We start from the raw sequence: 13,952 nt of genomic DNA, 5'->3' as shown, positions 1-13,952 counted from the left end.
CGCGGCCTGGCCGGCGCCGGTGCTTCGGCAGCTGGCGCCGGCGACGCCGCCGGCTGCGCATGCGCCCCAAGCAGCGTGCCCTTGGTGGCGCCCTCCGTGGTGCCGGGTCGCGGGTCGACCTGGTTGCGCAGCACCAGCGACAGGCTGCCCACGCTGCGCGCCAGGTCCAGGTTCTCGGCTTGCGCCGGCGTCACTTCCAGCGTCACCGCGTTGACCACGCGCGGCTTGGTCTCGTCGCGACCCACCTCCTGCGCCACGGCCAGCACCAGTATCCGTTCCAGCACGATCTTGGAAATGGCGCTGTCGTTGGACTGGGTGTTGACGATGATGTCGACAAAATTCCCCGGCAGCGCGAAGCCCGCCACGCCCACCACATCGTTCACGCGCACCGTGATGGCGCGCTTGCCTTCCGAGATCAGCGCTGACAAGCCGCCCAGCGTGCCGGCCGGCGCCAGCTTGGCTTCGCTGAGCGGCTCGTCGCGCAGCACGCTGCTTTTCAACACCCGGCCAACCAGCTTGCTGCTGTCGTTCAGCGCGCCGCGCGGCAGGCTGTCGGCCGGCCATTCGATCTGCTTGAGCATCTCCGGCGTCAGGCGCTGGCCGAGGCTGACGTCGGCCGCCGCCACGATGATCTTGTTGGCGCCGCCCGGCGTCTGCCGCAGCAGCCAGCGCGAGGCCAGCGCCACCGCCGCCAGGCCGAACACGACGGCCAGCGCCATCATCAGCAGTGCGCGCCGGTTCTTCATGCTATCCGCGCCTCGAGGTCGTCGTCGGCGCGCGTCTGGCCGCCGGCGAACATGCTGATCCAGGCCTGGTCCAGGGTCGCGACCGAGATGCGCGCCGGCTCGCCCATGAAGCCGGCGAAGTCCGCCACCCGGCCGATGATCTCGCGCGGATAGCAGGCCAGCAGCGGCAGCCCGCAGCCCGCGTGCAGCTCGTCGAGCAGATAGCGCAGGCCCGCCTCGTCGTACACCACGCCCATGCTCAGGCACTGCCGGCGGAACAGCGTGCGGTAGTTGGCGGCGCTCAGCGCCTCCACGGGAATCTTGTAGCCGACGCGGCGCAGCGCCGCGTCATCCAGCAGCGACGCTGGCGGCAGGCTGGTGGCGAAAACCAGCCGCATGCGGCACGGCACCTGGAAGTGATAGCCGCCCGCCAGCGACAGGGCGCTGCGCTCCAGCTCCTGCGCCTGCGCGAAGCGGTTCAGCAGCTCGCCGGCCGGCATGCGCTGGCGCCCCAGGTCATCGACGATCAGCAGGCCGTTGTTGGCCTTCAGCTGCGGCGGCGCGCGATAGCAGCCGCTGGCCGCATCCGGCTGCAGGTCCAGCATCTCGGCATCCAGCGAGGCGTCCAGCGCCACCACCGGACGCTGGCACAGCACCCAGCGCGGATCGCTGCTGCGCCGCTCCGGCGCCTGTCGCATCTGGCGCTGCTGGTGCGCCTGCGGCGCGCGGTGCAGCGTCGGATCATAAACCTGCACGATGTCCTGCCCCACCACCAGCGCATGCGGCACCGCCACCAGGCCTTGCTGCAAGGCGCCCAGGCGGCGCGCCAGCATCGACTTGCCGCTGCCCGATGGACCGTACAGCAGCACGCTGCGGCCGGCGAACATGGCCGCGCCCAGCATGCGCTGCACCGGCGGCGCCAGGAAATCGTCGGCGAATTCGGCCGCCAGTTCATCGGCGCAGGGCTGCGGCGCATGCAGCGCCTGGCGTTCGACCATGGCGCGATAGGCTTCCAGCGTCACCGGCGCCGGACCGGCGTAGGGGCTGCGCTCCAGCCACGCGGCGGCGCGCTGCTTGCCGGCGCCGGTCAGCTGGTACTGGACGTCGAGGTCCGACTCGCCGCGCCACGCCACTTCCGCCACGTGCTCGGTCACCATGAAGTCCAGCACCTCGCGCAGCACATTGATCGACAAATGCAGTTTGGTGATCAGCACCGGCAGGTGGCTTTTGCCGCCCAGGTACAGCGCCTTGGCGATCAGCTCCACGATCAATTGCTGCGTCAGGCCGGTGTCGCGCACCGACTTGGGTTGCGGCGGCAACAGCGTGTCCGGCTCGGCGTCGAGCAGCTGGGTGTAGGGGGATGGGGGTTCCAGGGCAAGCATGTTATCTCCGCGAGGCACGTTCGGTATGAAAGCCAGTCTATCCACCACTTGCCCGAGGGACATTGACTTGCAGCAAGCCCTGGTCAATGATGCGTCCAGGCAACCACGCCGATGGTGCCGAGCGCGATCGCCACGCCATAGGGAATGCCGCCGACGCTGGCGGCGGGCGCCAGCGGCACCGGCAGCAACGGCATGCCGAGCAGGCGCCACAGCAAGGGCTTGCAGATCTGTCCCAGATTGCGCGCGGTGTCACGCCAGCGGCCGCTGCATCCCAGCATCAGCAACGCCATCACGCCGCCGATCAGGTACGACAGCACGGCGATCTGCAGCGCCAGCGCCGGGCCGCTGAAGCCGCCCACCATCGCCATCAGCTTGACGTCGCCGGCCGCCATGCCGCGCATCAGGTACAGCGGCAGGAATAAAAAAAAGCCGGCAACGGTGCCGGCCAGCCACTGAGACAGCGGCGCCCAGGGCGGACTGCTGAGCAGGTGCAAAATCAGCGCCAGCAGCAGACCGCTCAGTACCAGCACATTGGGAATCTTGCGCACCGCCAGATCGGTCAGCGCCGCCTGCGCGACCAGGCAAATCAGGATCACTTCGATGGCGTTCAGCATGAGGTTTCTCCATGGAAAGGCTTTCCAGCCTGACTGCGGCCGGAAAGCCTGCTACTGCCTGCTACGCTTTGATTTGGGCGGCAATCGCGTCGAACGCGGTTTTCAGCGCCGGCCCCAGCACACCGAACGCGGCCACCACGGCGGCCACCATGGTGGTCGCGATCAGGCCGTACTCGATTGCCGTGATACCGTCCTCGTCGCGCGCAAACTCTTTTGCAACTGCAATCAGCGAGTTCATGTCGTACTCCTTGGGTTGGTTATAAAGGCCTCTGGCGCCCTGCTGTCCGCGCCATTGCGTACCACTATACGGACCGCAGCTTTATGGGAGTTGACGTCACGCAAGTTTTCCGTGCGGAATCTTTTTTAGTCTATGATGAAGAGGTGGCGGGGCGAATGTCGGAAAAAGGTCGCATTCTTCATGAAAGGAAGTTTTTTTTCGCACACAAGAATTGCTTCGATTGCAAAAAGCTATTATCCTGCTTAGCTGTTCTTTGGAAAGGCAAATGGACTCCCTACTGAAACACATGGTGGACATGACCGGTCACCGCGATCACACGATGCTCGACATCTCGGTGATTTCGGCGGTGCAGGAGCTTGCTCGCGCCAGTCAGGTCCGTGTGCTGACCCTGGCAACTGTCAGAGGGAAGGTGTTCGTCCGTCCGCGCGCCGTGATTCGTCACGGCGAAGCAGCGCACATGGTCGACACCTCCGACCAGCAGCATCCCGGCGATCCGGTGGAACGCTATCCGGCGCTGGCGCAATGCATCGCCCGCCACGAGTCGGGCGCCGACATCGCCAACGAGGCCGACGAGCACACCTTGTGGCTGCCGATCTGGCTCGGCGACAAGGCCGATACCTGCCTGGAAATCGTCAATCCGACGCCGTACACCAAGGAAACCATCCACGTCATTGGCGGCATCGTCAGTGTCTACCGCAATTTCCAGAATCTGCTCGACTACAGCGAACGCGATTCGCTGACCGGCCTGCTCAACCGCAAGACCTTCGACGACCAGCTGTCCAAGATGCTGGCCGCCAGCACCGAGCAGGACGCCGTCACGCTGCCGGGCGAGCCGGAGCGCCGCGCCCACTGCGAGGAAGAAAAGCAATGGCTGGCCGTGGTCGACGTCGACCATTTCAAGCACGTCAACGACCGCTTCGGCCATTTGTACGGCGACGAGGTGCTGATCCTGATCGCCAACCTGCTGACCTCGTCATTCCGCGCGCAGGACCGCGTGTTCCGTTTCGGCGGCGAGGAATTCGTCGTGCTGCTGCGCTCGGCCACCCTGGACAACGCCAAGAAAATCATCGAGCGCTTCCGCATGAACGTGGCGGCGCACGACTTCCCGCAGGTGGGCAAGGTGACGGTGAGCGTGGGCTTTGTCAGCATCAGCGCGCTGGAAGCGCCGGTGATCATTCTGGGCCATGCCGACCAGGCGCTGTACTACGCCAAGAGCCATGGCCGCAACCTGGTGTGCCACTACGACGAGCTGGTCACCGGCGGCCTGCTGCAGGCCATCGAATCCAACGATACCGCGGAATTCTTCTAGGCCGTTCAGACCGCCACGGTCAGGAAGCGCATCGGATCGACGTTCCACTTGGCCGGCGATTCATGGCCGACGATCTTGTCGCCGCCGCCAAAGCCCAGTCCGCGCGACAAATCGATGGTTTCCGGCTTGATGTAGACATTCTTCTTGGTATGGAAGAAAACATTGACCTTGGGCGCCAGCAGATTGGTCTCGTGCGGCTCGACCACCACGCCCAACCGTCCCGACTCCAGCAGCACCATGGTGCCCACCGGATAAATGCCGACGCAGCGCATGAATTCCTGCGCGTACTGCGGGTTGAAGTGGAACTTGCTCCACTCATAAATCTTGCGCAGCGCGGCGGCGGCCGACATGCCCTTGTGATAGCAGCGGTCGGCGGTAATCGCGTCGTACACGTCGACAATCGCGGCCATCTGCGCCAATTCGCTGATCTGGTCGTCGGCCTGCTTGCTCGGATAGCCGCTGCCGTCGCGCCGCTCATGGTGGTGCAGGGTGATGTCGAGCGGAATCGGACCGATTTCCGGCGTTTGCTTCAGGATGTTGTAGCCATCTTCCGGGTGCTTCTTGATGATGGCGAATTCTTCGTCGGTCAGCGGACCGGGCTTGTTGAGGATGGCGTCCGGCACCAGCGCCTTGCCGGTGTCGTGCAGCAGCCCGCCGAGGCCGGCTTGCTGGGTGATGTCGGCCGCCATATTGCGCGAGCGGCAGAAGGCCACCAGCAAGGTACACACGCTCACCGAGTGCAAAAAGGTGTAATCGTCCTTGGTCTTGATGCGCAGCAGGCCGACCAGCGCGCCGGGATTGCGCAGGATCGATTCGGTGATGTTCTGCACCACCGGCTGCACCTGGTCCAGCTCGATGGCCTTGCCGAGGCGGGCGTCCTGCATCACCGTGCGCACCAGGGTCGAGGCCTGGTGGCGGATCTGCACCGCGCGCTGCATTTCCTCGCCCAGCGACACGCGGGTCTGCACCGGCGCCTTGGCGACGATTTCGACGATCTCGCGTTCGGTGGCGGCTTGCGCTTCGGCCACGGTCGGCGCATCCTGTACATCCAGCCCCTTGGAACTGTCTATGACAACATCGTGAATGCCGGCGTTGAGGATCTTGCGGATTTCGTCGTAGCTGGTGATCAGGAAACGGTTGCGCACGAACGGATGGGTCATCCAGTCGCAGCTGAGGTCATGAATATACATGCCCACCTTAAGCTGAGAAGAATCGACTTTCTTTAACATACGCGTACCTACCAAAATGAAGAGCTGGACGTTCCTCCGTCATGCATCCAGTATAACAAAACGTTTCCCACCGGGATTTAAATTTACATGGAACTACGTCAGTTACGCTATTTTGTTGCCATTGTCGATCACGGCTCGCTCTCGCGCGCGGCGCTCATCTTGCACGTTGCGCAACCCGCGCTGACCCAGCAACTGCGCCAGCTGGAAGAGGAATTGGGCGTGCAGCTGCTGCACCGTTCCGCCCAGGGCGTCCTCAGCACGGACGCCGGCAAGGTCTTTTACGAGCACGCCCAGGCCATCCTCAAGCAAGTGGCGGACGCCCGGTCCGCCGTGGCGCAGTCGGCCGAACGCCCCAGCGGCAGCGTCACCCTGGGACTGCCGCACAGCATCTCCGGCGCCCTGGCGCTGCCCCTGCTAACGGCCAGCCGCGCCCAGCATCCGGAGATTACCTTGCAACTCACCGAGGAGCTGACCGGCAACCTCGGCGAGCAGCTCAAGTCCGGCCGCATCAATCTGGCGGTGCTGTTCGACGATGGCCAGCTGGGCCAGTTCGGCACCACGCCGCTGGTCGAGGAGGAACTGCAATTCATCTCGCGCAGCGACGCGGCATACGCCAAGAGCAAGCACTCACTTACGCTGCAAGAGGCGCTGGCGGCGACCTTGATCCTACCCGGTCTGCAGCATGGCGTGCGGCCGCGCATCGAAAGCATGGCGCGCGCGGCCGGCCTCGGCGTCGGCAATGTGATCGAGATTAACTCCATCGCCATCCTCAAATCGGCGCTGCTGGCGGACATGGGCGCGACGCTGCTGCCGTCCGCGCCTGTCCTGGACGAACTGCAACGCGGTTCGCTGCGCGCACAGCCGATCCACGACCCGGCGATTTCCCGCACGGTCGTACTGTGTTTTTCACGCAACATCCCGCTGACCAATGCCGCTGCCGCGATCAGCAAACTGGTACGCCAGGTCAGCGACCAGCTGTGCGCGGAAGGCCGGTGGCCAGGCGCCACACCCATATAAGTTTTTCTTATACCCCCATCGGCAAACGGTATTTCCGTATACGTCAACTCGCGCCCATACTGGGAGTAAGCCGCTAACAATGCGGCACCATGGCTTGAGCCTGGCACGCCCACCCGGCGTCCCCCAGCTTGAGCGCGATCTGATACCAAAAACGGAGACACCACCATGCCAGACGGCACCAGCTCGCTCACGTCCGTGAGCCTCGACGACAAGTACACCAACACCCAGGGCACCATCTTCCTGTCCGGCATCCAGGCCCTCGTGCGCCTGCCGATGATGCAGCGCCTGCGCGACCAGGCCTCCGGCCTGAACACGGCCGGCTTCATCTCCGGCTACCGCGGCTCGCCGCTGGGCGGGCTGGATGAAAACCTGTGGAAGGCCAAGCCGCACCTGGAAGCGCACCACGTGCAGTTTGTGCCGGGGGTGAACGAGGATCTGGCGGCGACCGCCGTGTGGGGTTCGCAGCAGGTGGACCTGATCGGCGAGTCGAAGTACGACGGCGTGTTCGCCATGTGGTACGGCAAAGGCCCCGGCGTGGACCGCTGCGGCGACGTGTTCAAGCACATGAACCACGCCGGCACCGCCAGGCACGGCGGCGTGCTGCTGGTGGCGGGCGACGACCACGGCGCGTATTCGTCCACGCTGCCGCACCAGTCGGACCACATCTTCTCGGCCTGCATGGTGCCGGTGCTCTACCCGTGCAATGTGCAGGAATATCTCGACCTCGGCATCCACGGCTGGGCCATGTCGCGCTTCTCCGGCTGCGCGGTGGCGTTCAAGGCGCTGGCCGACACGGTGGAGTCGTCGGCCTCGATCGACGCCGATCCGTTCCGCGTCGAGACCAGGCTGCCGAAGGATTTCGTGATGCCGGCCGGCGGCCTGAACGCGCGCCTGTCCTCGGTGCCATTGGGCCAGCAGGCGCGCAACCAGGAAGCGCTGATGCAGGACTATAAAATCTATGCCGCGCTGGCCTACGCGCGCGAGAACAAGCTGAATCACACCACCATCGATTCGCCGGATGCCAAGCTGGGCATCATCGCCTCCGGCAAATCCTACCTGGACGTGCTGGAAGCGCTGGAAGAACTGGGCATCGATGAAGACATGGCCGCCAAAGTCGGCCTGCGCCTGTTCAAGGTGGCGATGCCATGGCCGCTGGAGCCGGATAGCGTGCGTGAATTCGCGCAGGGTCTCGATGAAATCCTGGTGGTTGAGGAAAAACGCCAGTTCGTCGAATACCAGTTGAAGGAGCAGCTGTACAACTGGCGCGACGACGTGCGTCCGCGCGTGGTCGGCAAGTTCGACGACAAGGGCGAATGGGTCGCGCCGCGCGGCGAATGGCTGCTGCCGCCAAAGGCCGACTTCTCGGTGTCGCAGGTGGCGCGCGTGATCGCCAGCCGCGTGGCGCGCTACATCAGCGACACCAACATCCACGACCAGATCAAGGCGCGCCTGACCTTCCTCGACGCCAAAGACGCGGTGCTGAAGAAGGCCATCAACACGCCCTTCCGTCCGGCCTTCTACTGCTCCGGATGCCCGCACAACACCTCGACCAAGGTGCCGGACGGCTCGTTCGCGCTGGCCGGCATCGGCTGCCACGTGATGGCCACCTCGATCTACCCTGAATTCAACAAGCTGACCACGCACATGGGCGGCGAAGGCGCGCCTTGGATCGGCCAGGCCGCGTTCTCGAAGATCCCGCACGTGTTCCAGAACCTGGGCGACGGCACCTACTTCCACTCCGGCTACCTGGCGATCCGCGCGGCGGTGGCGGCCAAGGTCAACATGACCTACAAGATCCTGTACAACGACGCTGTCGCCATGACCGGCGGCCAGCCGGTGGACGGCCAGACCTCGGTGCCGATGATCGCGCAGCAGATGGCGGCCGAAGGCGTCAAACGCATCGCACTGGTGACGGAAGATCTGTCGCGCTACACCGACCGTTCGGCGCTGCCGTCGCTGGTGTCGCTGCACGACCGCAAGGACATGGATGCGGTGCAGCGCGAACTGCGCGAAGTGTCCGGCGTCTCGGTGCTGATCTACGACCAGACCTGCGCCGCCGAAAAGCGCCGTCGCCGGAAAACCGGCGCATATCCAGACATCGCCAAGCGCATGGTCATCAACGAAGCGGTGTGCGAAGGCTGCGGCGACTGCGGCATCCAATCGAACTGCGTCTCCATCCTGCCGAAGGAAACGGAATTCGGCCGCAAGCGCACCATCGATCAATCGTCGTGCAACAAGGACTACTCGTGCGTCAAGGGCTTCTGCCCGAGCTTCGTCACGGTCGAAGGCGGCGCGCTGAAAAAATCCAAGACCGGCGCCACGAAGAGCGATGACGGCTGGGACGAACTGCCAACGCCAACGCTGCCGGAATGCGAACAGCCTTACAACATCCTGATCAACGGCATCGGCGGCACCGGCGTGATCACCGTCGGCGCGTTGATGGGCATGGCCGCGCACATCGAAGGCAAAGGCGCTTCGGTGCTGGACATGACCGGCATGTCGCAGAAAAACGGTTCGGTCACTTCGCACGTCAAGATCGCCCGCACGCCGTCGCATCTGCGCGCGCAGCGCATCGCCACCGGCGAAGCGGACGTCATCCTCGGCTGCGACATGCTGACCGCCGGCGCCTCCGATGCGGTATCGAAGATGCGTCCGGGCCGCACGCTGGCCATCGTCAACCTGCACGAGCAGCCGCCAGGCACCTTCGCACAGAACGCCGACTGGGAATATCCCGCCGCCGACGTGCGCGCGCTGATCGAGGAATCGGTCGGCGCCGGCGCGGCGGACTTCATCGACGCCACCAAGCTGGCCACCGCGCTGATGGGCGATTCGATCGCCGCCAATCTATTCATGCTGGGCTACGCCTGGCAGCGCGGCCGCATTCCGCTGAAAGAAGAATCGCTGCTGCGCGCGATCGAACTGAATGGCGTGGCCGTCGCATCGAACAAGAAAAGCCTGCTGTGGGGCCGCCGTGCCGCCGTGGACCTGAAGCGCGTCGAGCGTACCGCCACGCCGGCGCAGGCCATCGTCATGCAGATGCCGCAAAGCCTGGACAATGTCGTCGCCAAGCGCATGGAGTTCCTCACGTCCTACCAGAGCGCCGCCTATGCCGACACCTACTCGGAACTGGTGGCGCAGGTGCGCGCGAAGGAAACCTCGCTCGGCCTGGGCAACAAGCTGTCCACCGCTGTGGCCAAATACTACTTCAAGCTGATGGCTTACAAGGACGAATACGAAGTGGCGCGCCTGTACACCGACGGCCGCTTTGTCGAGCAGTTGCAGCAGCAGTTCGAAGGCAACTTCAGCGTGAAGTTCAACCTGGCGCCGCCGATGTTCGCCAAAAAGGACGCCAAGGGCCATCTGGTAAAAGCGGAATTCGGTTCGTGGATGTGGAGCGCTTTCAAGTTGCTGGCCAAGTTCAAAGGCCTGCGCGGCGGCGCGTTCGACGTTTTCGGCTACACCGAAGAGCGCCGGATGGAGCGCGCGCTGATTGGCGAGTATCGCGACATGGTGACGGCGCTGATCGGCCAGCTGAACGCGGATAACCACGCGACGGCGGTTGAACTGGCGACGCTGCCCGAGAAAGTGCGCGGCTTCGGCCACGTGAAGGAAAAGGCTGTGGCCACCTTCCGTACCGAGAAAGCCCGCCTGCTGGCGCAATTCACGCAACGGCATGCAGCTTGACGTGCATTGACGTTAACGTAAACGTCATATAATCGACAAAAAATATTATTAGGGACACCAATGAACGATCTCTCGACTCCGAAAATCGCGGCCGTCGCGGACGAGCCGCGCGTGCAGAACAAGGTTCGCTTCGTCACCGCCGCCTCGCTGTTCGACGGCCACGACGCCTCGATCAACATCATGCGCCGCATCCTGCAATCGAACGGCGTGGAAGTCGTCCACCTCGGCCATAACCGCTCGGTGGACGAAGTGGTCACCGCCGCGCTGGCGGAAGACGTACAGGGCATCGCCATCTCCAGCTACCAGGGCGGCCACGTCGAATACTTCAAGTACATGATCGACCTGCTGCGCCAGCGCGGCGGCGCGCACATCAAGGTGTTTGGCGGCGGCGGCGGCGTCATCGTCCCAAGCGAGATCGAAGAGCTGCACGCTTACGGCGTCACCAAAATCTTCAGCCCGGAAGACGGCCAGCGCATGGGCCTGGTCGGCATGATCCAGTGGATGGTGCAGCAGTGCGACATCGACCTGTCGCACTACTCGCCAACCACGCTGGCGCCGCTGCGCGAAGGCGACATCGCCGCGCGCCACCGCCCGCTGGCGCAGCTGATCACCGCGCTCGAAAACGAAAAAGCCTCGCCAACGCTGCGCGCCGACCTGCTGGCCGCCGCTGAAGACCTGCCGGTGCCCACGCTGGGCATCACCGGCACCGGCGGCGCCGGCAAGTCCTCGCTGACCGATGAACTGATACGCCGCATCCGTCTGGACCAGGGCGACACGCTGAACATCGCCATCATCTCCATCGACCCATCCCGCCGCAAATCCGGCGGCGCGCTGCTGGGTGACCGCATTCGCATGAACGCCATCAATCCGTGGGCCGGCCAGGCCCGCGTGTTCATGCGCTCTTTGGCCACGCGCGAAGCGGGCTCCGAGATTTCGCAGGCGCTGCCCGACGTCATCGCCGCCTGCAAGGTGGCGGGCTTCGACCTGGTGATCGTCGAAACCTCCGGCATCGGCCAGGGCGACGCCGCCATCGTGCCGCACGTCGATGTGTCGATGTACGTGATGACGCCCGAATTCGGCGCCGCTTCGCAGCTTGAAAAAATCGACATGCTCGATTTCGCCGACTTCATCGCCATCAACAAGTTCGACCGCAAGGGCGCGCAGGACGCGCTGCGTGACGTCGCCAAGCAGTACCAGCGCAACCGCGAACTGTGGAGCAAGCGCCCGGAAGAAATGCCGGTCTACGGCACGCAGGCCTCGCGCTTCAACGACGATGGCGTGACGGCGCTGTATCAAGGCCTGCTGCCCAAGCTGGCGCAATTCGGCCTGAAGGCGCAGGCAGGCAAGCTGCTGGCAACGGACGTGCACCACTCCAGCGGCAAGAACGTCATCGTGCCGCCGGCCCGCGCGCGCTACCTCGCGGAGATCGCCGACACCGTGCGCGGCTACCACCGCTTCACGCGCAAGCAGGTCACGCTGGCGCGCGAACGCCAGCAACTGAGCGAATCCAAACGCATGCTGGCCATCGCCCACAAGTCCGCCGACTTCGACGACCTGATCGCCGAACGCGATGCCGAGATGGATGCCGGCGCCCGCAAGCTGCTGGCGCAATGGCCCGACATGCAGGCCGCCTACGCCGGCGATGACTACGTGGTCAAAATCCGCGACAAGGAGATCCGCACGCGCCTGGTGCAACACACGCTGTCCGGCACCCGCATCCGCAAGGTCGCGCTGCCGCGCTACGAAGACCATGGCGAAATCCTGCGCTTCCTGATGCTGGAAAACGTGCCTGGCTCCTTCCCCTTCACCGCCGGCGTGTTCGCCTTCAAGCGCGAAGGCGAAGATCCAACCCGCATGTTCGCCGGCGAAGGCGACGCCTTCCGCACCAACCGCCGCTTCAAGCTGGTCTCTACCGGCATGGACGCCAAGCGTCTGTCGACCGCATTCGACTCGGTCACCCTGTACGGCGCCGACCCGGCGTTGCGGCCGGACATCTACGGCAAGGTCGGCAACTCCGGCGTCTCCATCGCCACGCTGGACGACATGAAGGTGCTGTACGACGGCTTCAACCTGTGCAGCCCGAGCACCTCGGTCTCGATGACCATCAACGGCCCGGCGCCGACCATCCTGGCGATGTTCATGAACACCGCCATCGACCAGCAGGTGGACAAATTCGTCGAAGAGAACAAACGCCAGCCAAGCGCCGACGAAGCAGCCAAGATCAAGGCCTGGGTACTGCAAAACGTGCGCGGCACCGTGCAGGCGGACATCCTGAAGGAAGACCAGGGCCAGAACACCTGCATCTTCTCGACGGAATTCTCGCTGAAAGTGATGGGCGATATCCAGGAATACTTCGTCCACCACCAGGTGCGCAACTTCTACTCCGTGTCGATCTCCGGCTACCACATCGCCGAAGCGGGCGCGAACCCGATCTCGCAGCTGGCGTTCACGCTGTCGAACGGCTTCACGTTTGTCGAAGCCTACCTGGCGCGCGGCATGCACATCGACGACTTCGCGCCGAATTTGTCGTTCTTCTTCTCGAACGGCATGGACCCGGAATACACGGTGCTGGGCCGCGTCGCCCGCCGCATCTGGGCCGTGGCGATGCGCGACAAATACGGCGCCAACGACCGCTCGCAAAAGCTCAAGTACCACGTGCAGACCTCGGGCCGCTCGCTGCACGCGCAGGAGATCGACTTCAATGACATCCGCACCACGCTGCAGGCGCTGATCGCGATTTACGACAACTGCAACTCACTGCACACCAACGCCTACGACGAAGCCATCACCACGCCGACCGACGAATCGGTGCGCCGCGCACTGGCGATCCAGCTGATCATCAACCGCGAATGGGGCCTGGCCAAGAACGAGAATCCAAACCAGGGCTCGTTCATCATGGACGAACTGACCGACATGGTGGAAGAAGCTGTGCTGCAGGAATTCGAACGCATCGCCGAGCGTGGCGGCGTGCTGGGCGCCATGGAAACCGGCTACCAGCGCGGCAAGATCCAGGAAGAGTCGATGCTGTACGAACACCAGAAGCACGACGGCACGCTGCCCATCATCGGCGTCAACACCTTCCGCAATCCGAAGGGCGTGGAAGCGCCGCAGCAGATCGAACTGGCGCGTTCCACCGACGACGAAAAGCAATCGCAGCTCAAGCGTCTGGAGGACTTCCACACGCGTCACGCCGCCGAAGCGCCGCAAGCGCTGGCCGCGTTGCAGCAAGCCGCCATCGACAACGCCAACGTGTTCGACAAGCTGATGGACGCCGTCCGCGTCTGCTCACTCGGCCAGATCACCACCGCGCTGTTCGAAGTCGGCGGCCAGTATCGCCGCAATATGTAGGTCAGGAAGCGTGGCAGCTTGTCGCGCGGTAGAAGTAGAAGTTGCCGAAGTTGAGGAACTCGGTTTTGGCGTCGAAGCGATAGGTAATCTCCCGTCGCTTCTCGTCAAAACCGAGCAGGCCGCCGATGTGTTTCGGCAGTTGTTCCTTGAAGACCGGCGTGGGAAATTGTTCGGTTCCGCCCAGCGTGATGGTCAACACATCGTTGTCGGCGCGCCGCCATGTGCCTGGGTTATAAAATGCGAAGCCGCCACGGAAGATCAAGCTGCCGTCCGGCTGCAGCAGCATGCACATGGTCGGAAATTCCGTACCGGTGTTTTCCAGCACCACCGGCGGCGGCATGCTGGCGCAGCCGCTGATCAGAAGCGCCATGGTGGCATAACCGAGATGAGGTTTCATGCGATCGCG

Annotated in this window: 10 protein-coding genes; 4 read left to right on the top strand and 6 right to left on the bottom strand. The window is 64.1% G+C overall.

All coding sequences use genetic code 11. The features are described 5' to 3' along the window. From cpaB to GJ695_RS08595, 4 genes are all read right to left on the bottom strand, one after another. The coding region (gene cpaB, locus GJ695_RS08610; protein WP_154363807.1) for a Flp pilus assembly protein CpaB at positions 1-746 on the bottom strand (746 nt) is incomplete at its 3' end. Continuing rightward, positions 743-2,107, bottom strand: coding sequence for a DUF8689 domain-containing protein (locus GJ695_RS08605; RefSeq protein WP_154363805.1), 1,365 nt, complete (start codon positions 2,105-2,107; stop codon positions 743-745). The genes GJ695_RS08605 and cpaB, both read right to left, overlap by 4 nt. 83 nt (positions 2,108-2,190) lie before the next feature. Beyond that, entirely contained in the window at positions 2,191-2,721 is a 531-nt protein-coding gene (locus GJ695_RS08600) for an A24 family peptidase (RefSeq protein WP_154363803.1), read from the bottom strand. Between the two features lie 61 nt (positions 2,722-2,782). Beyond that, complete coding sequence (locus tag GJ695_RS08595; RefSeq protein WP_154363801.1) at positions 2,783-2,959, bottom strand: Flp family type IVb pilin; 177 nt, start codon at positions 2,957-2,959, stop codon at positions 2,783-2,785. Positions 2,960-3,224: 265 nt separating this feature from the next. Between GJ695_RS08595 and GJ695_RS08590 the strand changes: the two genes are divergently transcribed. Then, entirely contained in the window at positions 3,225-4,268 is a 1,044-nt protein-coding gene (locus tag GJ695_RS08590; RefSeq protein ID WP_154363798.1) for a GGDEF domain-containing protein, read from the top strand. Between the two features lie 5 nt (positions 4,269-4,273). Here GJ695_RS08590 and GJ695_RS08585 read toward each other — a convergent pair whose 3' ends face one another. Beyond that, positions 4,274-5,497 (bottom strand): HD-GYP domain-containing protein, encoded by a 1,224-nt coding sequence (locus GJ695_RS08585; protein WP_154363796.1) that lies wholly within the window; start codon positions 5,495-5,497, stop codon positions 4,274-4,276. An 87-nt stretch (positions 5,498-5,584) separates the two neighbouring features. On the opposite strand from GJ695_RS08585, the gene GJ695_RS08580 reads away from it, so the two are divergent. From GJ695_RS08580 to icmF, 3 genes are all read left to right on the top strand, one after another. Further along, complete coding sequence (locus GJ695_RS08580) at positions 5,585-6,514, top strand: LysR substrate-binding domain-containing protein (RefSeq protein ID WP_154363794.1); 930 nt, start codon at positions 5,585-5,587, stop codon at positions 6,512-6,514. 165 nt (positions 6,515-6,679) lie between these two features. Beyond that, entirely contained in the window at positions 6,680-10,198 is a 3,519-nt protein-coding gene (locus GJ695_RS08575) for an indolepyruvate ferredoxin oxidoreductase family protein (protein ID WP_154363792.1), read from the top strand. A gap of 60 nt (positions 10,199-10,258) precedes the next feature. Then, positions 10,259-13,546 (top strand): fused isobutyryl-CoA mutase/GTPase IcmF, encoded by a 3,288-nt coding sequence (gene icmF, locus GJ695_RS08570; protein WP_154363790.1) that lies wholly within the window; start codon positions 10,259-10,261, stop codon positions 13,544-13,546. A 1-nt stretch (position 13,547) separates the two neighbouring features. On the opposite strand, the gene GJ695_RS08565 is transcribed toward icmF, so the two are convergent. Continuing rightward, on the bottom strand, positions 13,548-13,943 hold the full coding sequence (locus tag GJ695_RS08565; RefSeq protein WP_154363788.1) for a hypothetical protein: 396 nt from the start codon (positions 13,941-13,943) through the stop codon (positions 13,548-13,550). Positions 13,944-13,952: the final 9 nt, after the last annotated feature.

The sequence above is a fragment of the Duganella alba genome, from assembly GCF_009674495.1.
Classification (GTDB): Bacteria; Pseudomonadota; Gammaproteobacteria; order Burkholderiales; family Burkholderiaceae_D; genus Rugamonas; species Rugamonas alba.
The sequence above is the reverse complement of the archived record's forward strand: the minus strand, read 5'-3'. Positions and strand labels throughout refer to the sequence as shown.